Source organism: Pedobacter sp. GSP4 (assembly GCF_051857575.1).
GTDB lineage: Bacteria > Bacteroidota > Bacteroidia > Sphingobacteriales > Sphingobacteriaceae > Pedobacter.
On sequence record NZ_JBPZIR010000007.1, the window covers coordinates 153947 to 178847 of the forward strand.

Genomic DNA, 24901 nt, shown 5'->3' on the forward strand with positions numbered 1-24901 from the left:
TGCTTAAACCTTACCTAACCAATAAGTAGTTTGTTTAAGGTTCGGGTTTTCTCTAAATAATGCCGGATCTATAGGCCAGTAAAAACCTTCTCTTCTAAACCTTTCAACAGGCAACCAATCTACTATGTTGCCATATTTTCTGGTTCTTAAAAGATCGTAGAACAAGTGCCCCTCTAAAAACATTTCCTTGCCGCGTTCTTTAATATACTCATCCATTACAGCGCTAACTGAAAGGCCAGCAGCCACTTTTTTAGGAACTTTGTCATATTTGGTCCTAAAATCGTTAATAATGGTGGTTGCGGTAGCCGCATCGCCTTTATATAAAGCAATTTCTGCTTTTAACAGTTTAAGATCGCTCAATCTGAAAATAATCATGTTGTTGCTCAGATAAGCATCTAATTTCTGACCAGGGTTGCGGTAAATCACATTGCTGTATTTTACACATAAAGGTTTATCAGGCGTAACCAGGTCGAAGTTTTTGCGGTAGCGGATATCTGTTATTGTTCCCGTTCCAAACTGATCGGTAAGATAGCGTGGCACAACATAGAACCTTGGGGTATTGTTGTAATAACTGATATAACTTGTATTTAAAAACCGTGTTCCGATATGGCTCGAAGAACCTTCCAAAGTGTTTTCGCTCATGTTCAACTCGAAAATTCCTTCTGGCGATCTGCCGATAAACGTATTTGAGTAATTGGTGGTATCGGTTTGGGTATAACCTCCACGTGCAATTAAAGTATTAATTGTAGTATCGGCACTGTTTACATCAACCAAGTTGGCTACATCTGTGCTCACATCAGTCATTGTTGCTCTCCAAAGGTAAAGGTGTGCAAGCAGGGCATAAACAGAACCGCGGTTTGCTGTTACTTTTGCATCGCCAGCACTTTCATAGCTCCAGCTTAGCATTTTTGCAGCGTTGTGGCAATCGTCTTCGATCTGCTTCATCACTACTGTTTTGCTGCTTCTTGGTAATTGAGGCGCAGTAATCGGATCATCGTATGCAGCTGTTACCAAAGGTACATCTCCCCAAACCCTCACCATCATAAAGTAGCTTAAGGCCCTAATAAACAAAGCCTGACCAATAATACCGTTTTTAAAGGTTTCCGGATCTTCTACATCTTTAAGCTCGCTGCTGGTCATTTTTGAAACATTGGCAATCACAATGTTCGACATGGCGATTGTTTTGTAATAAAGGGTGTAGTTGGCCAACGAATTTAAATTGTACTGGAATGTGAAATCGCCGTTCTGTATCCCTTCCAATCCATCACCGTTGTACTGGATAGTGAAATAGTTTTTGGCAATAGCATCGCCATACATGTAGTACCTGTTTTCTTTGTTGGTGCAGGCATTACGTAAAAGTGCATAGTTACCGGCAATTGCGTTGCGGGCATCTTTAGCCGATTTCCAATAAACCTCTAAATAGGTAGAGTTTTTTGGTTCCTGTTCAAGCAGTTTTTTGCACGAGGCGAAACTGATTACTACCAGTATCAACCCAATCATGCTTAATTTTTTATATGTATTTCTCATGGCTTTCTTATTAAAATTGAACTTCGACACCTAGCGTATATTTTTTCGGAATTGGATAACCTGCTCCATTATATTCGCCATATGGATTTACGGCTTCGGCATCAGGCAGGCGTTTCGATTGCTGGAACATAAAAAGGTTATCGGCAATTGCGAAAATCCTAAACTTCCCAACCCCAAGCTTTTTTAAAGTGCTTCCAGGCAGATCGTAAGCCAGGTTAACACTTTTTATCCTGAAGTATCCACCTTTTTCTAAGAAGAAAGTTTGTGCACCTGTGTAATAGTAACGGTAGGTTCCCAAATCGTATTTGGCATATTCGGCAAGGTCTCCTGCAGTTTTCCAGATATTGATTTTGCTTAAATCAGGGGTAGAGTAGGTAGCAAAATTACCTACGGCGTTACCATCTGTTGAGTTAGAGAAACGGTCTGATTCGAACAGGTTCAACACATCGCGGTCAAAAGTAAAGGTAGAGAATATGCCCAAGCTGAAATTCTTGTAAGTAAAGTTGTTTGTCCAACCACCGGTATATTTAGGGTTAGGGTCGCCAACTGGTAACTTATCAGGGTTAATACCATCGTTAAAAATGTCGATGAAACCATCACCGTCTAAGTCGGCCAGATAAAAATCTCCCTGCTGATAGGTACCATTACTGTTTCTGTACAGTTCGCCTGTATAAGGGTTAACCGGAATATCGCTCGTTCTAGAGAAAACGCCGTTTGTTCTGTACAGGTAAAAAGCATTGATTGGGCTACCTACCGATAAGATGTGCGATTTATCAAATCTATCGCCACTTAAAACCAGGTCTCTTCCGCCATTTGGCAGGTTCATGATCTCATTTTTGTTGTAAGAAACGTTTAATCTGGTATTCCATTTAAATGCTCCAGAAAAAGGGTTTGCCGTAATCGAAATCTCAGCACCTGAGTTTCTTACGCCAATGGCATTGGTTAAAGCCAGGTCGTAACCTGTGGTTAATGGCAGGTTTAAGCTGAACAGCTGTAACGACGATTCTTTGTTGTACACATCGAATGTTAAACCGTATTTACCGTTTTTGATTTCGAGGTCGGTACCAATGTTCCACTGCATTGATTTTTCCCAGCTTAGGTTGCTTTGGGCAACACCATCGCGTAGGTTTGGCGTAATGGCTGTTACACCGTTGTACGATGTTGCACCACCATTTCCATCAAAGCCACCATTGTTAACCTGGTACAAATTGTACTGTAAGTAATTGCTTTTAGGGTCGTTACCCGAATTACCGATACTGGCCCTGATTTTCGCCATGGTAAATGGATTTTTGGTCCAATTTTTCATAAAGGCCTCTTCCGAAATTAACCAGCCCACTGATGCTGATGGGAAGAAACCCCATTTATTGTTTTTACCAAAACGGGATGAAGCATCGGCCCTGGCAGAAACAGATAACAGGTACCTGCTATCGTAATCGTAAGCCAACCTACCGTAGTAAGATAGCAATCCGAAAGCCTGATAATCAGAACTTGCACCAATTTTAGACTGCTGAAAACCGCTTACCGTTTGAATGTTATCTGATGGGCCGTTATAGCCTGAAGCGGTAGTGTACTGAAATTGGTTGTAAATAATGTCCTGACCGGCAATAACACTAAGTGAATGTTTGCTGAATTTGTTGTTGTAGCTTAAAAAGTTAGAGGTTTGGATGTTGATACCATTATCTGCATAGCTATAGGACGAGTTACCCTGGCCATTGTTTAACAGGTTACTGGTACTCAAATCCCTCCGGGCGCTGTTCTGCAAGTAAGAAGATTGCGAGGTTAGTGTTAAATGTTTGCTAAACTCATAACTTAAATTCAGGTTAATGGTAAGTTGGTTGCTGATGTTCTTATCCAGGTTTTCGCTGTAAGCACCTAAATAAAAAGCTTTTTTATCTTCATCCAAATTAAGTAGGGAAGAAGGCATGTTACCTGCGCCCAAACTAATAGGACTGTTGTTGCTTCCGTTTCCTCTTGCCCTGTCTGATCGTGAATAAGCAAAAATAGGGTTAATCATCAGCTTTTGTTTTAAGGCCCTTGTGGTGAGGTTAATCCTGCCCGAGTATCTTTTAAAGCCAGTTGCCTTAATAATACCTTCCTCATTGTAATAACCTCCACTAAAGCGGTAAACCATGCCGTTTTCGCCGCCACCGCTTACATTTAAATCGCCATTGGTGATTCGTCCTGTTTGGTAGAATAAATCTTGCCAATCGGTATTGCCGTTATAGGCAGGGTTTAAACTATCGGTTAACAGGTAAGGAAGCTGTTTTAAATCGGCGTAGCTCAACTGTCTTTGCAAAACCTCCATTTTTTGCCTGCGTTCTACCGTACCAAGGGTTACATCGCGCAGGTCAGGTCTTTCTGTTAAACCTGCATAGGCACTGATCGAGACTCTTGGTTCGCCGCTTAAGCCTTTTTTGGTGGTAATTAAGATTACACCGTTTGCTGCCCTCGATCCATAAATCGCTGCAGCCGAAGCATCTTTTAAAATGTCGATAGATTCAATATCGGCAGGGTTTAGGCCCGCCAGGTAATTGCTTCCGGTACCAACCCCAGGCCCAACGTACGATTCTGTTGGCTGTGGCACACCATCCACCACATAAAGCGGCGAGTTGATTACATTAAATTCATCATAACCTCTGCTCACCTGCGAGTTACCCCTTACCGATACGGTTGGGGCCGAACCCGGTGCACCCGAGAAGTTTTGAACGTTTACCCCAGAAACACGTCCCTGCAGTAACTGATCGAAACTGGCAGCCGGTAAATTGGCCAGTTCTTTTGCCGAGATACTCGAAATGGCTGCTGTTGTTTTCTTTCTGGTAATGCTTTGGTAACCGATGGTAACAACCTCGCTCAGTGTTTGGTTGTTTTCGCCTAAAGAAAAATTGATTGTTGATTTGCCGCTCACGGCCTCTTCCTTGCCCAGGTAGCCAACCATGCTTACCACAATTATCGAATTGGGTTTTACCACGAGGGTGTAACGGCCATCTCCGTTGGTAACTGTACCGTTCTTGGTACCTTTTTCTACCACGGTTACACCTGGTAAAGGCTTCTTGGTTTCATCGAGTACTACCCCGCTTACTTTGGTCTGCGCAAAGGCCAGCCAAGGGATTAATAAATAGAAGAAAATTCCAAATAAAACCTTCGGAGTAGTTCTAGTAAAGTTTAGTTTCATAAAATTTGGGATGTTAACGGTTTAGTTATCCCTAAATTATATCCATTATTTTACAGAAAATTAACATATTTTAACATTAGGTAATTGGATTTTAACATAAAGAAGTTAAAATGTTGTTTTCTAGGCCAAATGATGAAAATTACCTTCAGAAAGCCGTACATTTTTTACTGATTTCTTATTTACAATCAACCTTTTAATTGTCTTTCAAACTAATTTTTAAGTTTATTAATTTGGAATATTTCTGTCTTATTAATACTTAAAAAACGTTTTAGTAATAGCTACATGCCCTTTACTTTTGATCTGGTTTTTATAGAACCTTATTAGAAGAAAGAATAGGTTAATGTGATTGTGATTTTAGCTGCTAAAAATGATTGAATATTATCGATTTAACAAAAAAATAATTAACGTGATGAAATAGCAGTTTCTATAGCTTGATCTAGCTTAACTAAGCCTGGATCTTCCTGATCGGAGTTATAAATAATGATACCTTGCTTATTAACCAATATACAGCTAGGATAGGCAGAGATCCCAAAGAGTTTATTAATCTTGCTATCACTCACTTTTAATCGTTCAGAAACATTGATCCAGTTGAGCTTATTATCTACTATATGCCTTTTCCATCTCGTAATATCATTGTCAAAGTTAAAATAAACAACTTCAAGGCCCCCGGGCTTATATTTTGTATAGATTTTTTTTAACAAGGGCAATTGTTTTTGACATGGAATGCACCAGGTTGCAGAAAAAACGATCAGGTAATTCTGATTTGAGAGATTTAAATTTGTGAAAGGTTGATCGCGTTCGTCATTAACCTTAAATATCTTTACCTTATGATTTGAACTGGAGCTTTCTATACTTTTAATCAGATTGTTGTTTTCTGTCAAAATTTTCTGCCCCAAGCTTGAAGCTTGTAATTTTTCATTAAAAGCTTTAAGAGAATTAAGTATAAGTGTTGAGTAGGCTACAGACCGGTTGTAATGACTTGCCTGATATAGGGCAAGAATACTGAAAAAATCATTAGGGTAAGATTCAATAAATGCTAGATACATTTTAAATGTACCCATTCTTTCGGCTGTTCCATTGCGGTATGCTGTTATTTTCAATTCATTTAGTTTGTTGAAAATATCATTGCTTTTTGTGTTGTAATTTAATAATGTTAATACTTTTTGGTTTTTTTCGTATCCAATTGATAAGATATTCTCACCAGAATCTACAACAAAATCGATTGATTTATATTTTCCTGCCTCTACAAAACCAATCCTTGCAAAAGCGCTTGGGTTTATCAAAGTTCCAGTTATTTGTGTAGAACCATTTTGAAACAAAATATTTTTTTTGGAGATCTCTATAAATTGGTTATCATCAAGAATACTGAATATACCATCCAAATTTTTATTTTCAAACGTTACCTTTAGTTTAAAACGATGCTGAGCCAAACTTCTAGTGGGTAACCAAATAGAAAATATAGCAACTATTAGTAATCGCCATTTAGATTTCTGTAAATAATGTGCCATTTCTGTAGTTATTATATATAAAATGTATCCTTAATTCAAAATGATGTGAGTTCTGCAGCTGGTTCTTTATTTTTAAAGATATTCTTTTTATCAGATCTTTGAAAATAATGCTAGGATTGTGTTAATCAATTTAGCTAACCTCAATATCACCAGAATTTCTAAATTTGGCCGATAAAACTCTTCCTTATGACCGCTGTAGAAAAACTGGAAGCCCTGCGCAAGCAAATGGCCGAACAAAAAATAGATGCCTATGTAATCACGGCTGCGGATCCACACATTAGCGAATACCTACCTGCGCATTATAAAACAATTCATTTTTTAAGTGGATTTACCGGATCGGCAGGTACTTTGGTGGTTACCCTCGATTTTGCAGGCCTTTGGACTGACTCCCGTTATTTTACACAGGCAGAAACGCAGTTAAAGGATTCTGGTTACAAACTGGTAAAATTAAAAGTACCCCACACACCCGAATATATCAATTGGCTGCTTGAAGTTTTACCAAGAGGTACAAAAGTTGGTTTTAACCATCAGCTTATTACCGTAGCCTTGGCTGTTGAGCTGCAAAACAATTTGCAACAAAAGGATATACAGACGGCCGACGTGGATTTTGTTGGCACAATTTGGCACGATAGGGTAGGGCTACCGGCTGAAAAAGCTTTTTTAATCAGCGAAGAAGCTGCAGGTTTAAGTATTTTAGCTAAAATAGCGCAGGTAAGGGATATATTAAAAACGAACGGCGCTAACCACCATTTTATTTCCTCGTTAGATGATATTGCCTGGCTTTTTAACCTCAGGGGGCAGGATGTAGATTATAACCCCGTGGTTCTGAGCTTTGCCATTGTTGCACCCTCTGAAGTTACGCTCTTTGTCAACCAAGATAAACTATCGCCAGATGAAACAGATACACTATATAAACAAGGTATAGTTTTAAAACCTTACCATACAATAAGTGATGCTTTGAAACAGCTGCCTGAGGATGCAAGGATTTTTATCGATCCGAAGCGCACCAGCTATGGTTTGTACCAGCTTTTGCCTAAAAGTGCTAAGCTTATTCTGGGTACCAACCCGAGTACTTTTTTAAAGAGCATAAAGAATGAAACCGAGATCAAACATATCCGCAAGGCCATGCTACAGGATGGGGTGGCCTTAACCAGGTTTTTTAAATGGATGGAAGACCGTTTAGGCGGAGAAAAAATTACAGAATGGTCTGCCTCCGAAAAATTGGCTGGTTTTAGGGCCGAGCAGGCTTCTTTTGTGGGCTTAAGCTTTAATACCATTGCAGGCTTTAACGCCAACGGCGCACTGCCACACTACACCCTAACTGCAGAAAGCAATCAGGAAATCCAGTCTGACGGGTTATTTCTGGTCGATTCTGGTGGGCAATACCATTACGGTACAACCGATATTACCAGGGTAATGCCAATTGGCAATTGCGCTACAAGGCAGGCTGATGATTATACCTTGGTATTAAAAGGGTTGATTGAAGGCTCAAAACTGATTTTTCCGGAGGGTACCAAAGGTTACCAGATCGACTCGATCTGCAGAAGGCCCCTTTGGGATTATGCCATAAATTTTGGTCACGGAACCGGTCACGGTATTGGTTTTTTCCTTAACGTACACGAAGGACCTCAGAATATTAGTCCGGCCAATGTTGATGTAGCCTTTAAACCGGGGATGGTAACTTCTATTGAACCTGGAATTTATCGTCCAGGCAAGCATGGCGTTCGCATCGAAAACCTGGTTTTGTGTGTGGAGCATGGTAATAGTGAATTTGGTAATTTTCTTGCTTTTGAAACCTTAACCTTATGTTTTATTGATACTACTATTGTAAATAAAGCACTTCTGGAAGCGGATCAGCTGGCATGGCTAAATCAATATAACCAAATGGTGTTCAATAAGCTTAAACCTTTATTAAGTGCAGATGAAGCCGAATGGCTTAAAGAAAAATGTAAAGCTATTTAATGATTTAGTTAAGTTTTGCCCTTCTCGTCATTCTGAGGTAGAAAGGATCTATTTGAAAGGGCTTAATTAAGTTATTACTTGCACCATGCCGTCATTCCCGCGCAGGCGGGAATCTTAAAGCGTTCTTTAAATTATCCTCCGAAGGTTGCTGCCGGTACTTCCATTAAATACACCAATTCTTTACCGATTTTGCGCTATTTTTAATAATGGCTTCCGGTTTATTTTATAAAATATATTTTTGGATAAAACATCCCTAAAGCGCTAAGCAAACATGGTAACCATAAATCAAAAACGGAATAGAACTTTCGCCATAATTATGTTAAAAGCAATAATTTGCTGTCTTTTAACTTTTCTAAATATTGAGGTGCTTTTTGCACAATCGCCATGGATTGCCCTGGGTAAAAAGCCATCAACATTGGGCTTGGAAAATGGCTTCTCTACTTACGATGCCGGTGCATTTAATTTAAAGCTGGTAAAATCATCACAAACGGTGGCCGGACTTCTGCCAAAAACAGTTAAAGATTTTGATTTCGTGCCAAGCGATAGCTTAAAAGTGCGCAGTTCGGATGGCTTATACCACTTGGGCGATATTAATTTGAAACTCCGCAGTGTTGGTGATGAAGCCTGGAAAACGTACAGCACGGCCGCAAAGCGGAAAGCTGTCGAAAAAATAAGTGCCGGTAAAAACGTACTCGCAGCAGCCAATTTGGCGGCAACACTGCCTGCCGATATTCCATTGCAGGTTAAACGCCTTTGGGAAATGCAAAACGGTAAACTCGTACTGCGTTTCGAACTAAAAAATAAAACCGATAAGCCTGTAGAAATTGGCGCATTAGGCATCCCAATGATTTTCGATAATATTTTAGAAGGAAGGACACTGGAGCAAACCCACGCTAAAAATGTTTTTTATGACCCTTACATTGGGAAAGATGCAGGGTATCTGCAGGTAACCAGATTAAGCGGGCATGCACCATCCTTGCTGGTTATGCCGGTAGGAACTACGCCATTTGAAGCCTATAATCCGCTAAACGACGACCGTACACCTAGGGGGATTGCTTTTGAAGGTTTTTACGAGTGGATGGTATACAGTAAAGCCTATGCCGACAACGAGTGGAAAAACGCAGAACAATGGAACACGCCAACATCAACTACTTTAAAACCGGGCGAAACACGCAGTTATGCGCTTCAGTTCGTGCTTTCCGGATCGGCAAAAAATATTGAAAGCAAACTTATTGAAAATAAAAAGCCGGTGGCCATGTCGGTTCCAGGCTATGTATTACCAAGGGATGTTAATGCTAAATTATTTATCAATTATGCCAAAAAAATTAAAACTATACAGGTACAGCCCGAAAATGCGCTGAGTATAAATGTATTGGGAACTACCAAAAATGGCTGGAAAAGCTATTCGGTAAAGGGGAATACCTGGGGCAGGGCCAGACTATCTATCACTTACGAAGATGGCCTGGAACAAACCATCAATTACAAAATTATTGAGCCTGAGACTGAGGTGATTGCCAATTATGGCCATTTTTTAACCACTAAGCAGTGGTTCGATCAGCCCGATCCCATTTTTAAAAGAAGTCCTTCTGCCATCACCTACGATTATGAAAAACAGCAGCAGGTAACGCAGGATAACCGTGCATGGATTGCGGGTTTAAGCGATGAGGGTGGGGCAGGCTCGTGGTTAGGGGCAATAATGAAACAGTTGGTGCATCCAGAAAAAGCAGAAGTGGATAAACTGAAGCAGTTTGTTGATACGGTTATGTTCGGAAGGATACAGCTAAAAGATGGGCCACAGAAATACGGGGTTAAAAAGAGTTTGTTTTACTACGCACCCGATTCGCTTCCGAAAGATACCTATGCTGCCAATATTAATTTTAAAACCTGGTCGGCCTGGCCTAAAAAGGAAGCCGATAACCTTGGCCGCTCTTACAACTATCCGCATGTGGCTGCCGCACATTGGGTAATGTACCGTTTGGCCCGTAATTATAGTGGCCTTGTAGAAGCGCAAAGCTGGAAACAGCACCTTATCAATGCAGCAGAAACCGGTATGGCCATGGTTAACATTGCACCTTACTATGCACAGTTTGGGCAGATGGAGGGCACCGTATTTTACCTCATCCTTACCGACCTTAAAAATGAAGGTTTAACAGATGAAGCAACCAAGCTGGAAAATGAAATGAAGAAGCGGGCTAACCACTGGCGCTCGTTGCAATATCCCTTTGGTAGTGAAATGCCTTGGGATTCGACAGGTCAAGAAGAGGTTTATGTATGGTCGAGCTATTTTGGCTACCAGGATAAGGCAAATGTAACACTCGATGCGATATTGGCTTACATGCCGGTAGTGCCCCACTGGGCCTATAATGGCAATGCACGCCGTTACTGGGATTTTCTGTACGGCGGTAAGCTTACCCGTGTTGAACGGATGATACACCACTATGGTTCGGCACTGAATGCCATTCCGGTATTGATGGATTACCGTAAAAACCCTGATGATTTTTATCTGCTCCGCGCAGGCTACGGTGGTTTACTTGGTGCTATTTCAAACATCACCAAAGATGGTTTCGCACCTGCGGCATTTCATGCCTATCCCTCTACTTTAAAAAATGATGGCATTACAGGCGATTATGGTTCCGGATTTTTTGGTTATGCCGTTAATACCTCATCTTACATTTTAAATCACCCAGAGTTTGGTTGGTTAGCCTTTGGTGGTAACTTGGATAAAACCGGAAATACCGTACGGGTAAAGTTAACTACTGCGGCTAAATCTGCCGTGTATATTGCGCCTGCAAAACTTTGGATTACCCTTGATGCAGGTACGATTGATGAGGTGGTTTACAATACAGTTAATGGTCAGATCAGTTTGAAATTGGGTAAAACCGATGATTATACCCCGAATGCGATACTGAGAATTGCTCAACCTACGGCGGTTAAAGGTGCTGCCATTTATTCGGTAAAAGGCAATGAGGTAATGGAAAGGGGAGCGTACCAGATTAAACTTGCTAAAGATAGCTCAACTGAAATAGTTCTTCAAAAATAATATCAATTCATCTACTGTCGGGGCCTCCTAAATGTATTTTACGGGGCCTTTTTTTATTTGTTTTCCTATGATAATCAGTTGAATATGTAAGTTGTTTTTTGTTTTCCTATGATAATCAGTTGAACGTGTAAGTTGTTTTTTGTTTAACTAGATATAAATGATACTTATTGTTTGATTTATAAATTATTAAAGCTCATAGCTAGATTGTTAAAAAAGCATTTTGTGTTATTTTTGGGCTTCGTTTCTGTTATATGAATACTTTAGCTAATGATATTTAGCTTTTTGAATTTCTTTATACTATAGATTTTAACTAACAAATAACTGCAGAAAAGAATTTTTCCTTCTCTATCGCCTCGGTTCGTGTCGCCACGAACTGTAATTTCATATCGTTTTCGTTTGTAACGAGGACTATGTCTCACTGACTTTTTTTGTTTTAATTTGTTTTGCCACGGAAGCACGGAAAGCACGGAAATATTTTGAATGCTGCAAGCTGTAATGGCAGAAATTTTACCTTTATTTTTTCGATAAGATTAAATTAATGGTGACTTTTACAGCATAACCATAGTTTATAATTCGCAGATACCACCCATATTTTAGCCATTCAATTTTATTCTTATCGAATGAAGATCGCTTTTGGGATATTTGCCTAACACTTATTAATATGTTTGAAAAGAAAGTTTACCAAGAGCGGAGAGCAGTATTAAAATCAAAAATAAATTCGGGCGTGTTGCTCTTTTTGGGCAATGAAGATAGCCCGATGAATTATAAAGATAATACTTATCATTTTAGGCAGGACAGTACCTTTTTATACTATTTTGGGATCAGCGAGCCATCATTGGCCGCAATAATTGACCTGGATGAAGACCAAACAGTTCTCTTTGGGAACGAAATGAGCATTGACGATATTGTGTGGATGGGCAGGCAGAAAACGCTTGAAGAAAAGAGTTTGGATGCTGGCTTAACAAAGGTTTTGCCTTTGGCAGAACTGGATAACTATCTGAAAAATTATCAGCAAAAAAAGCGTGAGGTTCAATTTTTACCTCCATACCGTTCAGAAAATAAAATTAAACTGGCCAATTGGTTTAACTTACCGATAAGTGAGCTGAAAGAAAAGGCATCGCTCAATTTTATCAAAGCTGTTGTTGCACAGCGTTCAATTAAATCGGTTGAGGAAATTGAAGAACTCGATCGTGCAGCAGCAATATCAGCCGACATTCATTTAATGGTAATGCAGCAGGCAAAACCGGGCATGTACGAACGCGAACTTGCAGCGAAAATTCAGGGAGCTGCTCTGGCCAATGGTGGTAACCTGGCCTATCCGGTTATCTTAACCGTACGCGGTGAAATTTTGCATAACCATTACCATGGCAATCAGCTACAGGATGGCCAATTGGTTTTGAACGATTCGGGCGTGGAAACAGCTTTAGGATATGCGGGAGATCTTACCCGTACTTTCCCGGTTGGTAAAAAATTCAGTGCTGAGCAGAAAGATATGTATGATATTGTACTCAATGCCTATACCCATGCTAAAAATTTATTGGCCCCTGGTGTAAGGTATTTGGATGTACACTTGGCTTCGTGCAAAATGCTGGCACAGGGCTTAAAAGATGTGGGTTTAATGAAAGGTAATGTTGATGATGCCGTACAGGCAGGCGCACACGCCATGTTTTTTCAATGCGGGACTGGGCACATGATGGGCTTAGATGTACACGATATGGAAGATTTGGGCGAGCAATATGTGGGCTATACCGATAAGCTGACCAAAAACACCACGCAGTTTGGGTTAAAATCGTTAAGGTTGGGCAAAGCGCTCGAGGCAGGTTACGTGTTAACAGTTGAGCCTGGGGTTTATATCATCCCCGAATTGATAGACCGTTGGAGAGCGGCAAATCAGTTTACCGAATTTATCAATTACGATAAATTGGAGCAGTTCAGAAACTTTAGCGGCATTAGGGTAGAAGACGATTTTCTGGTTACTGAAAGCGGTAGCAGGATGTTAGGTAGATATTTGGCCTTAACTACCGATGAAATAGAGGCGATAAGAGCAGCAGCTTACTAGTGAATGGCATTTAAATTTTGTAAGGATTTTTTTAAGCACAGCGGTAGTAAGCCTTAACCAAGGTTAACTAAACCTGATAGAACGGATGCTCCCGATCCTTCATCGGAGCAGGAGGGATAGCAGGACTGCACCCGCCGATGGAAAACTGTAACTGCTTTTCAAATAAATAAGACGCGATTTCAATACTATAACCAGCAAAAAGATATGAAAAAAACAACATCCTTAACTGTACTCTTCTTAACGTTTAGTGCCATGCTTTTTGCACAGGCCCCTAAAAAAGTGTATACTTTGGCCGATACCTTAAGGGGAAGTTTAAACGCCGAACGTACCTGGTGGGATGTACAGCGTTACGAACTTTCTGTTACGCCCGATTATAACGATAAAAGTATAACTGGGTCGAATAAAATTGTGTACAGAGTAGTAAAGGTTAATGATGGAAAAACGCGGATGCAGATCGATCTTCAGGAACCACTGCTGATTGATAGTGTTTTATACAACGGAAAAACCAAGTTAAAATTCGAACATGTGGCCAGCGTTTGGTATGTGCATGTTCCGACGCAAAAGCTGTCGGCATTGAACAATGTGCATATCTTTTACCATGGAAAGGTGCACCAGGCCAAACGGGCACCCTGGGACGGTGGTTTTATCTTCACTACCGATTCGCTTTCGCGCCCATGGATGACAGTGGCCTGCCAGGGTTTGGGCGCTTCGGTTTGGTACCCGAATAAAGATCACCAGAGTGATGAGCCCAACTTGGGTGCTTCGTTAACCATGACGGTTCCTGATACTTTGGTAGCTGTGGGAAACGGCAGGCTGGTGTTTAAAAAAGACAATCACAACGGCACTACAACCTATAAGTACAATGTTAAAAACCCGATCAGCAACTATTGTATTATCCCGTATATTGGAAAGTACGTTAATTTTAAAGAGCAGTATGCAGGCGAAAAAGGCCCGCTGGATATAAATTACTGGGTGTTGGATTACAACTATCCCAAAGCGAAAACCTACATGCCCGATCAGGTACATAAAATGATGAAAAGCATGGAACACTGGTTTGGCCCGTATCCTTTTTACGAAGATGGTTACCAGTTGATTGATGCTTCGCATACCGGAATGGAACATCAATCGGCAGTTTCTTATGGCAACCGCTACAAGTTTGGCTATATGGGCCGCGATATGGCTGGCGATGGCTGGGGCCTTAAATGGGATTTTATCATCATCCACGAAAGTGGTCACGAATGGTTTGGAAATAACATTACCACAAACGATCTGGCCGATATGTGGGTGCACGAAGGCTTTACCAATTACAGCGAAACACTTTTTGTGGATTATATTTTTGGCAACAAAGCCGGTAACGAATATAATTTCGGGATCAGAAAAGGAATCCGCAACGATAGCCCGATTATTCCGTCCTACGGGGTAAATGCGCAGGGCAGTGGCGACATGTATCCAAAAGGTGGTAACATGCTGCATGCCATTAGGCATGGTTTAAACAACGACGAGCTTTTTAGGTCTATTTTGCGTGGACTTAACCAAACATTTTACCACAAAACAGTTACCACAGCGCAGATAGAGGCTTATATTTCTAAACGTGCCGGGTTTAATTATGCAAAGGTTTTTGATCAGTACCTGCGTACTACCCAAATTCCTACATTCGAATATTATCTCAAAAATGGTAAAGTATTTTACCGTTATAGCGATTGCGTTAAGGGGTTTAACCTGCCATTGTCTTTAAGCGGGCCGGGGCTGAAAACCATCAAAATTATTCCTTCACAAACCTGGCAGGAACTTGCTTTAGCCAAAGGGCAAGAGGCTTTGTTTACCAAAAATGCTATCGAATTTATGTATTACGTTAAGGTTAAAAACGAAGGATAAGATCTTCGTACATTAATAGCTTAACGATGTAATGGTATTCTTTTTTAGAAGGATACCATTTTTTTGTGGCAGCAATTTCACAGCCGGGGCCATGTAGCTATTCAAGTATGCCCGGTTTAAATGGCGTATTTATAGCCAATATTGGTTAAAATCCAACAATATTACCGTGCCGCTATCCAGTAACTTTGAGCATCGCTTAATGAATTTAGATCAGATAATTCTGATTGAGCGGTGTTTCGGCCAATTAAACTGATTTTTTGGTTTAAACTTCCTAATTAATTTTTTGAACCTTAATTATTAAAAAACATAGCACTACAATGAGTATCAAATGGACTGGGGTTTTCCCTGCTGTAACAACCAAATTTACGGCAAACGATGAATTGGATTTTGAAGCTTTCGATCTGAATATTGAAGCACAACTGGAAGCAGGAGCAGAAGGGATTATTTTAGGTGGCTCTTTGGGCGAAGCCAGTGTACTTACCGATGATGAAAAATTCGGTCTGTTGGCCCATACTTTAGAATTGGTAAATGGCCGTGTACCTGTTTTGTTGAACATTGCAGAATCTACTACCAAAAAAGCAATAGAAGTGGCTAAAAGAGCTGAATCAATTGGTGCACAGGGTTTAATGTTGTTGCCACCAATGCGTTACAATGCCGCAGCCGATGAAACTTTAGCTTTCTTTGGTGCCATTGCAGAAAGCACCAGCCTGCCAATTATGATTTACAATAACCCTGTTGATTATAAGATTGAAGTGACCTTGGATATGTTCGAAGTGTTAACCAAATATGATAATATCCAGGCGATAAAAGAATCGACAAGAGATGTTTCTAACGTAACCAGGCTGATTAACCGTTTTGGCGACCGCTTTAAAATCTTTACCGGTGTAGATCCTTTGGCGATGGAAAGTATCGTAATGGGTGCCCATGGTTGGGTTGCAGGCTTAGTAGATGCTTTCCCTAGAGAAACCGTTGCCATTTTCAGGTTGATCAAAGAAAACCGTATTGCCGAGGCGCTAACCATTTACCGTTGGTTTTTGCCTGTGCTTGAGCTCGATATCCACGCCAAACTGGTGCAGTATATTAAACTGGCAGAAGTGGCTACAGGCCTTGGAACCGAAGCTGTTCGTGCACCACGTTTACCGATTAGCGGAGCAGAAAGAGAAAAAGTATTGAAAATTATAAACGATGCATTGGCTGTACGCCCTGAATTACCTGCAGGTAGCTGGGGTAAATAGTTTAAAAACCAAATATGAACGGAAAAAATATTGTAGCCGGTACCTATTCAGAAGTTAATGAAAAAAGCCTTCAGGCTGTTAATCCTGCTACAGGATTAACGCTTGAAGGTACCTTTTTTAAAGCCAGCGAAAGCTTGGTTAACGATGCCTTAACAGCTGCAACAGCAGCCTTTCAAGGGTATAGAAATTTAAATAAAGATATTAAAGCCGCTTTTTTAAATGCCATTGCCGACGAAATTGCCAGTCTTGGTGATGAGCTGGTAAACAGGGCATCGGCAGAAAGCGGTTTGCCTTTGGCCCGTTTACAGGGAGAACTGGGGCGCACCACTGGGCAGTTAAGGCTGTTTGCCAATCTGGTTGCAGAAGGCTCGTGGGTTGATGCCATTATTGACACTGCGCTTCCCGAAAGGCAGCCATTACCAAAGCCCGATATTAGACGTATGCTAGTGCCAATTGGACCGGTAGTGGTTTTTGGCGCCAGTAACTTTCCGCTTGCATTTTCTGTAGCAGGTGGCGATACAGCATCGGCGCTCGCTTCTGGTTGTCCGGTAGTGGTAAAGGCACACCCCGCACATTTGGGTACAAGTGCCCTGGTAGGTGGAGCAATTGTTAAAGCTGCCGAAAAAACAGGCATGCCGAAAGGTGTTTTTTCTTTATTGTTTGATGATGGTTACACTATTGGGGCTAGCCTTGTTCAGCATCCTTTAACCAAGGCCGTAACTTTTACTGGTTCATTTAAAGGAGGAATGGCTTTGATCAATCTGGCGCAGCAAAGAGAACAGCCTATTCCGGTTTTTGCCGAAATGGGAAGCATCAATCCAGTAATTTTTCTACCACAAGCAGTTGAAAACCAGGCCTCGGCACTGGCGCAAAAATATGCCGCTTCGATTACCTTGGGTGCAGGTCAGTTTTGTACCAACCCTGGATTATTGCTAACCCTTCAATCGCCGGCATTACAAGAATTTAAAACTGTTTTAAAAGAAGCTATTGCCGCTGTTCCATCTGCAACCATGCTTACCGAAGGCATTGCCCATAATTATGGTAAACTTTCTGCAGAGGTGGTGAATGAAAGCGGAGTGGTACTTTTAAGTGCATCAACAGTGAAAAACGGCGAACTGAAAAATCAGTCTGAAGCTAAAATTGCCGAAGTAAGTGCTGCCGATTTTATCAAAAATCCCAAACTCCGTGAAGAAATTTTCGGGCCATATTCATTACTTGTAACGGCAACCGATATAGCAGAGCTTGAAAAAGCTATTGAGGTATTGGAAGGACAGCTTACCGTAACCCTAATGGCCGATAAAAACGAACTGCAAAACTATCAGTCTCTGGTAAATAAATTAACGGATAAAACCGGAAGGATTATTTTAAATGGTGTACCAACTGGCGTAGAAGTTTGCGCAGCGATGCAACATGGCGGCCCTTTTCCGGCTACTAACGATAGCCGTTTTACATCTGTAGGTTCAACAGCGATTTATCGCTTTGCCAGACCACTGGCTTACCAGGATTGGGAACAGGACTTACTGCCAGATGAGCTGAAAGATGGTAACCCATTAGGAATTTTCAGAACGGTTAATCAAAAATTAACGAAATCTTATGAGTAAAACTTTTTTTTGTGTAGATGCACATACTTGCGGAAATCCGGTTAGGTTAGTTGCAGGTGGTGGCCCCCAGCTTAACGGCTCGAACATGAGCGAAAAGCGCCAGCACTTTTTAAAAGAATTCGATTGGATCAGAACAGGTTTAATGTTCGAACCACGCGGTCATGATATGATGTCGGGCAGTATCCTTTACCCGCCCCACGATCCGAACAATGATGTAGCAGTTCTTTTTATCGAAACGAGCGGCTGCCTGCCCATGTGCGGGCATGGTACCATTGGCACAATAACCATTGCTGTAGAAGAAGGTTTAATTAAACCCAAAGTACCTGGTGTAATTAGAATGGAAGCACCCGCCGGATTGGTACTAATCGAATATAAGCAGGAAAATAAAAAAGTTAAATCAGTAAAACTTAAAAATGTAGCCTCGTATCTAGCTGCCGAAAATATGGAGGTAGAATGCCCCGATCTGGGTACCCTTACCTTCGATGTGGCCTATGGTGGTAACTTTTATGCGATTGTAGATCCACAGGAAAATTTTCCAGGACTGGAAAAATATACCGCTTCGCAGCTGATTACCTGGAGCCAGGTGATCAGAAAACGGATTAATGAAAAATATACTTTTGTACATCCCTTAGATGCGACCATTAATGGCTGTAGCCATATTTTGTGGGCAGGTAAAACTTTAGATCCAAGTTCGACAGCAAGAAACGCGGTTTTTTATGGTGATAAAGCCATAGATCGGTCGCCTTGCGGTACCGGAACCTCTGCCCGTATGGCACAATGGCATGCCAAGGGGAAACTCAAATTGGGAGAAGATTTCATCCACGAAAGCTTTATTGGCAGCAAGTTTACCGGCCGCGTAGAAGAAGAAGTAGAAGTTAACGGCATCAAGGCCATCATACCAAGTGTAGAAGGTTGGGCGAAGGTTTATGGCTACAATACCATTAAAATCGATGCCGAAGATGATCCTTATGCCTATGGGTTTCAGGTAATTTAAAAACGATTAAAATAATAGCAGCAATATATAAGTTAGAAGAATGTCGAAGGTATTAATTATAGGTGGTGGAATTGTAGGCTTAACCTCAGCCTATTATCTGCAGAAAAAAGGCTATGAAGTAACGGTTTTGGATAAGGGCGATATAACCGATAACTGTTCTTTCGGTAATGCAGGGATGATTGTGCCGAGCCATTTTGTGCCTTTGGCCGCGCCCGGTATGATTAAGCAGGGTATCCGCTGGATGTTTAACAGCAAGAGCCCGTTTTATGTACGTCCTTCGTTAAACGCAAATCTTATTGGCTGGGGCTTGAAGTTTATGAAAAATGCCACCGCAAAACATGTAAGCCAATCGGCCGAACCTTTGCGCGATCTGTCTTTGCTGAGCAAAAAACTGTACGAAGATTTAGCTACCGCACCGGGCTTTGATTTCGAGCTGGCCAACAAAGGGATTTTGGCTTTTTACAAAACAGAGAAAGCAGGCGAAGAAGAAGCGCACCTGGCCGAAAGGGCAACCGAACTTGGTTTGGATATGGCTGTGCTAACACCCGCCCAGTGCAAGGCCCTACAGCCTGATTTGGCTTTGGATGTTCTGGGCGCTGTACATTACCGTTGCGATGCACACCTCTATCCAACAAAGCTGATGAATGCTCTGCTAAAGTACTTAACCGATAACGGTGTGAAGATAGAGCGGGGCAAGGAGGTTGATCGAATGGAGGCCGCTGGTAACCGCATTACCAAGGTTTATACCGGAAACCAGGCCTGGGAAGCAGATCAATATGTACTGGCTACAGGATCGTGGTCGCCGGCGGTAGCTAAAATGGCCGATATCAACATCTCCTTAATGCCGGGTAAAGGTTATTCATTTATGGAGCCAGAACCACAGCACCGCCTAACTGTGCCTGCCTTATTGTGCGAGGCAAGGGTGGCCATTACGCCAATGAACGGCAGTATCAGGTACGGTGGCACCATGGAGCTTGATAAAATCAATACCAGGATCAATATGCAAAGGGTAAAGGGGATTGTAGAATCTGTGCCCGCTTATTTTCCCGATTTAAAACCAGCACTGCCAGCAGAGAAAGATATTTGGTATGGCTTCAGGCCTTCATCTCCTGATGGTTTGCCTTACATTGGTAGGAGTAAAAAAAGAGAAAATTTAGTTATTGCTACCGGCCATGGTATGATGGGACTAAGTTTAGGTCCTGCAACGGGTTTGTTGGTTAGCCAGATTATTGCCGGCGAAACCAGCGATTTAAAACTGGCCCCTTATTCGGTAGAACGGTAGCCAGCAGTAAACTTCAATTAACGATATTTCATCCCAAATTACTTTAAAGCCAAGTTTTACACTTGGCTTTTTGCGTGTTTAAGCACTTGCAAAATCTGCTCTTGTAACTGTACTTGCTCAAAATACAATATCATTTAGTGGTTAAATGTTCGATCACAGTAAGTTAACTAAGTTTTCAGTAGTTGGCAGAGTCCTGTTTTAAGGCTAAATTCCGTCATATTTTATCAAATTGTAGCAAGATTTTAACCTTATTTAGCTTTTATTGGTTTTTAAAAGTTAATATCCTTACATTCATTTCATAATCAACAAACCTAAACCAACCAACCAACTACATGAAAGTACTACCATTTACCATGCTTGTGCCCGACGACAAGAGTGTAATATCGGAGCATATTGAATCGCCACATTTTTATCAGTATCTGCACCGACATGATGAATGGCAGATCACCTATGTAGAAAAAGGCGAGGGGACATTGATAGCAGGAAACGATATGCACGCGTTCAGATCGGGCGATATTTTCGTAATCGGTGCAAAGCTTCCCCACCTGTTTAAAAGCAACCCGGAATATTTTTCTCCCGATTCGTCCAGGAAAATAAAAGCCTGCTCTATCTATTTCAACCCGAATGGTATATTAGCTGCGCTGTTCAGCCTTCCTGAAATGAAAATGGCCAGCTCTTTTTTGGCCAAGAACAAACATGGCTTCAAAGTTCCGGCCAGGTATGCTAAAGATATCGTATCTAAACTATTTGATGTTCACCATGCTTCCGGTGTAGATGTGCTGTTCAAATTTTTAAAGCTGATTAATGGTTTACAGGATTTAAATGATGATGTAGAAGCATTGTGTTCAGATATGTACTCTTCTAACGTAACAGAAAACGAAGGGATGCGCCTGAGTAAAATTATCAACTTCATTACCGAAAACTACAACAACCAAATCTCATTGGAAGATGTGGCCAATGCGGCATTTATGACCCCGCAGGCTTTCTGTAGGTATTTCAAAAAACATACCGGCCATACTTTCGTATCCTTTTTAAACGAAGTAAGGATTAACGATGCCTGTAAAAGCCTTATCTCTGGCGAAAAAGCCGATTGCATTTCGGGTGTAGCCTATAAAGCCGGTTTTAACAGCATAACCAATTTTAACCGGGTATTTAAAAGCATAATCGGCCAATCGCCACGCGCTTATATCGATACGTATAACAATGTAAGTAGGGTGAGTTACGTGGGCGCTTAAACAGCCGACATCCAATTTATTGATCAAAAAAGCTAGCCATTTTTTCAAATGGAGGCATAACCTATTACCCAATTTTAAATCATATCAAATGCAGAACAAGCGCCATTTTTTTGCCCTATTATTAGTTTTAAGCCTGTTTCTCCGTACAATCGCCTCTGCCCAAACACCAAATGAAAGCTTATACGAGCAAACCAGCGAAATGGGAACGCTGATTACGGGATACCAAAAGGATATTGATGCCATTAACGATTTTTATTACCCTTACTCCACAGGTGGTTATTACAATTATCCGCTCGCAACTTTTAAAAGTCCCGATCAGCGGAAACGCCTGCAGGATATTAATAACGATTATTTGAATAAACTTAAACAGGCCAAGTTTGAAGGCTTTAGTATTTACGGAAAGGTAGATTATATCCTGCTTAAAAAACAGATTGAAGCGTCGGTTTGGCTGCTTAACAAAGAGGAAAAGGACTATAACGCCATAGCCAAATACTTTCCTTTCGCCGAGCCTATTTATGCATTGGAAAGATTAAGGCGCAGAGGCACCTACGAGGAAGGATCTTCACTGGCTGCCAAAATGAACCAAACCGCTAAACTGATTGATACTTTAACCGCAAATTTTAAAAGCGCAGAAAATCTGAATGCCGATCAGTCAAAAATGGCTGCTGCGGTAACCAATAGCCTAAAACAACGTTTAAAAGGCTTTTATCAGTTCTACATGAACTATGACCCGGGCTTTACCTGGTGGGCACCAAAACCTTACGAAAAACTCGATCTGGCGCTAAGCAATTATGCGAAAGTTTTTAACAATAACCGTGATGCACAGCCAAAAAAAGCGGTAGATAAATCGGGCATTAAGGGCAACCCGATCGGACGTGAAGAGTTGATCAGGCAGTTAAATGCCGAACTGATCCCTTACACTCCAGAACAGCTGATCCAGCTCGCCGAAAAAGAATTTAAGTATTGCGATGAAGAGCTTTTAAAAGCTTCGGCAGCCATGGGGTTTGGAACGGACTGGAAAAAAGCACAGGAAAAAATTAAAAACAGTTATGTTCCATTGGGTAAACAGGCCGAGCTGATTGTGAAATTACAGGATGATGCCTTAAGCTTTATTAAAGCCAACGATCTGATCAGCATTCCGCCTTTGGCAGAAGAAACCTGGGGCATGGTGATGATGTCAGCAGAACGCCAGCTCGTTAACCCGTTTTTTACCGGTGGCCGCGAAATCAGCATTTCTTATCCAACCAATACCATGGAAGAAGACGATAAGTTAATGAGCATGCGTGGCAACAATCCTTATTTTTCGAGGGGAACTGTTCAGCACGAGCTTTTACCTGGTCACCATTACCAATATTTTATCAACAACCGCTATAAAAGTTACCGAGAGCCTTTTAAAACACCATTCAGTGTAGAAGGCTGGCCATTGTACTGGGAACTTTTGCTTTACGATAAAGGCTTTGCCAAAACCCCAGAAGAAAAAATGGGGATGCTTTTCTGGCGCATGCACCGCTGTGCACGTATTCTGTTCTCGTTAAACTACCATTTGGGTAAATGGACTCCACAGCAGTGTATCGATTTTCTGGTAGATAGGGTTGGCCATGAACGTGCCAATGCCGAAGGCGAAGTACGCAGGTCTTTCCAGGGCGATTACAGTCCGCTTTACCAAGTGGCTTACCTCACCGGAGGGCTTCAGCTTTTTGCCCTGAAAAAAGAACTGGTTGATAGTGGCAAAATGAGCTTCAAAGCTTTTCACGATGCTGTGATCAAAGAAAACCTCATTCCGGTAGAAATGATCCGCGCAACCTTGACCAACCAGACACTTACACGCGATTTTACTACTACCTGGCATTTTTACGATCAACTTAAGTAACAACCTTTCCGAACCACCAACCAAGCAGATAAATTATGAAAGAAGAAACCACACAATTTAAACCTTCACTTAAATTGATGGATGCCACTATGCTCGTAGCCGGAAGTATGATCGGCTCGGGTATTTTTATTGTTAGTGCCGATATTACACGCAACGTAGGCAGTTCGGGCTGGCTGTTGGCCGTTTGGCTGATAACCGGTTTTATGACCCTCACAGCTGCATTGAGCTATGGCGAACTGAGTGCCATGTTTCCAAAAGCAGGAGGGCAGTACATTTACCTAAAAGAAGCATATAACCCTTTAATCAGCTTTTTATATGGCTGGAGTTTTTTTACAGTAATCCAAACCGCTACCATTGCTGCCGTAGGTGTGGCCTTTGCCAAATTTACGGCTTATTTAATACCATCACTCAGCGAAAGCCTCGTAGCCATCGATCTGGGTTTCTTAACCATATCTCCAGCACAACTATTGGCCATTGGCGTTATTATATTGCTCACCTATATCAACAACCGGGGTGTAAATGGTGGTAAAGTTATCCAAACTACCTTTACCGTGGCCAAGCTGCTCAGTTTATTCGGCTTAATTATGTTCGGGCTGTTTTTTATGGATAAAGGCATATGGAAAACCAATTGGGAAAACATGTGGCAGCTCGGCCCTTTATCTATTGATGGGAGCGTAGCCTCTTACACCACACTGGCTGCTTTTGGTGCCATAGCTGCCGCCATGGTAGGTTCTATTTTCAGCAGCGATTCGTGGCATAACGTAACATTTATCGCCGGTGAGATTAAAAATCCATCGCGCAATATTGGCTTAAGTTTGGCACTGGGTACCATTATCGTAACCGTATTGTATATCCTTACCAATATTATGTATACTGGTGTATTATCCCTGCACGATATTGCCTATGCCGATAAAGACCGTGTGGCCGTATCAGCCGCCAACCATATTTTTGGTACGGCAGGTACTGTTATTATTGCTTTAATGATCATGGTATCAACCTTTGGCTGCAACAACGGTTTAATTATGGCCGGCGCCAGGGTATACTATTCGATGGCTAAAGATGGACTTTTCTTTAAAAAAGTAGGTACCTTAAATAAAAACGCTGTTCCAGGTTTTGGCCTGTGGATTCAGTGCGTTTTTGCATGCCTGTGGTGCATCAGTGGAAAATATGGCGATCTGTTGGATATGATTTCCTTTGTAGTGGTGATGTTTTATATGCTCACCATTTTCGGGATTTTTATCCTCCGTAAAAAAAGGCCAGATGCCCCACGTCCTTACAAAGCCTTTGGTTATCCGGTATTGCCTATCATTTACATTGTTATGGGGCTTGCCTTCTGTGTATTGCTGATTATTTTCAAACCCAAATTTACCTGGCCAGGTTTCATTATTACCCTAATCGGTATACCGGTTTACTACCTCATAAAAGGAAATATTGCCAAACAGGATAGTAAGCTTAAAGAAGCGGTGGATGCTTGAGGTTAAAATATTCATGTTATCCATCAATATCTAAAACAAATCTGCTAAAGCGTACCAGTATATTTA

The 24901-nt window shown here is 41.4% G+C and carries 14 protein-coding genes; 11 read left to right on the top strand and 3 right to left on the bottom strand.

Going from position 1 to position 24901, the window contains the following annotated elements; translation table 11 throughout:
* Positions 1-3 precede the first annotated feature (3 nt).
* From ACS5PU_RS17980 to ACS5PU_RS17990, 3 genes are all read right to left on the bottom strand, one after another.
* Complete coding sequence (locus ACS5PU_RS17980; RefSeq protein WP_439460545.1) at positions 4-1527, bottom strand: RagB/SusD family nutrient uptake outer membrane protein; 1524 nt, start codon at positions 1525-1527, stop codon at positions 4-6.
* A 10-nt stretch (positions 1528-1537) separates the two neighbouring features.
* Positions 1538-4699 (bottom strand): SusC/RagA family TonB-linked outer membrane protein, encoded by a 3162-nt coding sequence (locus tag ACS5PU_RS17985; RefSeq protein WP_439460546.1) that lies wholly within the window; start codon positions 4697-4699, stop codon positions 1538-1540.
* A 401-nt stretch (positions 4700-5100) separates the two neighbouring features.
* Positions 5101-6207: a TlpA family protein disulfide reductase gene (locus ACS5PU_RS17990; RefSeq protein WP_439460547.1), complete on the bottom strand. Its 1107-nt coding sequence runs from the start codon at positions 6205-6207 to the stop codon at positions 5101-5103.
* A 186-nt stretch (positions 6208-6393) separates the two neighbouring features.
* Between ACS5PU_RS17990 and ACS5PU_RS17995 the strand changes: the two genes are divergently transcribed.
* From ACS5PU_RS17995 to ACS5PU_RS18045, 11 genes are all read left to right on the top strand, one after another.
* The gene (locus tag ACS5PU_RS17995) at positions 6394-8169 is read left to right on the top strand and encodes an aminopeptidase P family protein (RefSeq protein WP_439460548.1); all 1776 of its coding nucleotides are present in this window, start codon (positions 6394-6396) and stop codon (positions 8167-8169) included.
* Between the two features lie 316 nt (positions 8170-8485).
* Complete coding sequence (locus ACS5PU_RS18000; RefSeq protein ID WP_439460549.1) at positions 8486-11209, top strand: DUF5695 domain-containing protein; 2724 nt, start codon at positions 8486-8488, stop codon at positions 11207-11209.
* A gap of 661 nt (positions 11210-11870) precedes the next feature.
* Positions 11871-13268 (top strand): aminopeptidase P family protein, encoded by a 1398-nt coding sequence (locus ACS5PU_RS18005; RefSeq protein ID WP_439460550.1) that lies wholly within the window; start codon positions 11871-11873, stop codon positions 13266-13268.
* 204 nt (positions 13269-13472) lie between these two features.
* A complete protein-coding gene (locus ACS5PU_RS18010) occupies positions 13473-15143 on the top strand; it encodes a M1 family metallopeptidase (RefSeq protein WP_439460551.1) in 1671 nt (556 codons plus the stop codon).
* Between the two features lie 317 nt (positions 15144-15460).
* Positions 15461-16378 (top strand): dihydrodipicolinate synthase family protein, encoded by a 918-nt coding sequence (locus ACS5PU_RS18015; RefSeq protein ID WP_439460552.1) that lies wholly within the window; start codon positions 15461-15463, stop codon positions 16376-16378.
* A 14-nt stretch (positions 16379-16392) separates the two neighbouring features.
* Positions 16393-17979 carry an aldehyde dehydrogenase (NADP(+)) gene (locus ACS5PU_RS18020; protein ID WP_439460553.1) on the top strand — a complete coding sequence of 529 codons (1587 nt, stop codon included), beginning with the start codon at positions 16393-16395 and terminating at the stop codon, positions 17977-17979.
* Positions 17972-18973: a 4-hydroxyproline epimerase gene (locus ACS5PU_RS18025; protein ID WP_439460554.1), complete on the top strand. Its 1002-nt coding sequence runs from the start codon at positions 17972-17974 to the stop codon at positions 18971-18973. Before ACS5PU_RS18020 ends, ACS5PU_RS18025 begins: the two co-directional genes overlap by 8 nt.
* 40 nt (positions 18974-19013) lie before the next feature.
* Entirely contained in the window at positions 19014-20255 is a 1242-nt protein-coding gene (locus ACS5PU_RS18030) for an NAD(P)/FAD-dependent oxidoreductase (RefSeq protein ID WP_439460555.1), read from the top strand.
* A 332-nt stretch (positions 20256-20587) separates the two neighbouring features.
* Entirely contained in the window at positions 20588-21490 is a 903-nt protein-coding gene (locus ACS5PU_RS18035; RefSeq protein ID WP_439460556.1) for an AraC family transcriptional regulator, read from the top strand.
* 88 nt (positions 21491-21578) lie between these two features.
* Entirely contained in the window at positions 21579-23360 is a 1782-nt protein-coding gene (locus tag ACS5PU_RS18040; protein ID WP_439460557.1) for a DUF885 family protein, read from the top strand.
* Positions 23361-23395: 35 nt separating this feature from the next.
* The gene (locus ACS5PU_RS18045; protein WP_439460558.1) at positions 23396-24835 is read left to right on the top strand and encodes an APC family permease; all 1440 of its coding nucleotides are present in this window, start codon (positions 23396-23398) and stop codon (positions 24833-24835) included.
* Positions 24836-24901 lie beyond the last annotated feature (66 nt).

Bases quoted from the DNA above. Each gene is read 5' to 3' on its own strand.
- ACS5PU_RS17980 (WP_439460545.1), bottom strand. From the start codon at position 1,527: ATGAGAAATACATATAAAAAATTAAGCATGATTGGGTTGATACTGGTA.
- ACS5PU_RS17985 (WP_439460546.1), bottom strand. From the start codon at position 4,699: ATGAAACTAAACTTTACTAGAACTACTCCGAAGGTTTTATTTGGAATT.
- ACS5PU_RS17990 (WP_439460547.1), bottom strand. From the start codon at position 6,207: ATGGCACATTATTTACAGAAATCTAAATGGCGATTACTAATAGTTGCT.
- ACS5PU_RS17995 (WP_439460548.1), top strand. From the start codon at position 6,394: ATGACCGCTGTAGAAAAACTGGAAGCCCTGCGCAAGCAAATGGCCGAA.
- ACS5PU_RS18000 (WP_439460549.1), top strand. From the start codon at position 8,486: ATGTTAAAAGCAATAATTTGCTGTCTTTTAACTTTTCTAAATATTGAG.
- ACS5PU_RS18005 (WP_439460550.1), top strand. From the start codon at position 11,871: ATGTTTGAAAAGAAAGTTTACCAAGAGCGGAGAGCAGTATTAAAATCA.
- ACS5PU_RS18010 (WP_439460551.1), top strand. From the start codon at position 13,473: ATGAAAAAAACAACATCCTTAACTGTACTCTTCTTAACGTTTAGTGCC.
- ACS5PU_RS18015 (WP_439460552.1), top strand. From the start codon at position 15,461: ATGAGTATCAAATGGACTGGGGTTTTCCCTGCTGTAACAACCAAATTT.
- ACS5PU_RS18020 (WP_439460553.1), top strand. From the start codon at position 16,393: ATGAACGGAAAAAATATTGTAGCCGGTACCTATTCAGAAGTTAATGAA.
- ACS5PU_RS18025 (WP_439460554.1), top strand. From the start codon at position 17,972: ATGAGTAAAACTTTTTTTTGTGTAGATGCACATACTTGCGGAAATCCG.
- ACS5PU_RS18030 (WP_439460555.1), top strand. From the start codon at position 19,014: ATGTCGAAGGTATTAATTATAGGTGGTGGAATTGTAGGCTTAACCTCA.
- ACS5PU_RS18035 (WP_439460556.1), top strand. From the start codon at position 20,588: ATGAAAGTACTACCATTTACCATGCTTGTGCCCGACGACAAGAGTGTA.
- ACS5PU_RS18040 (WP_439460557.1), top strand. From the start codon at position 21,579: ATGCAGAACAAGCGCCATTTTTTTGCCCTATTATTAGTTTTAAGCCTG.
- ACS5PU_RS18045 (WP_439460558.1), top strand. From the start codon at position 23,396: ATGAAAGAAGAAACCACACAATTTAAACCTTCACTTAAATTGATGGAT.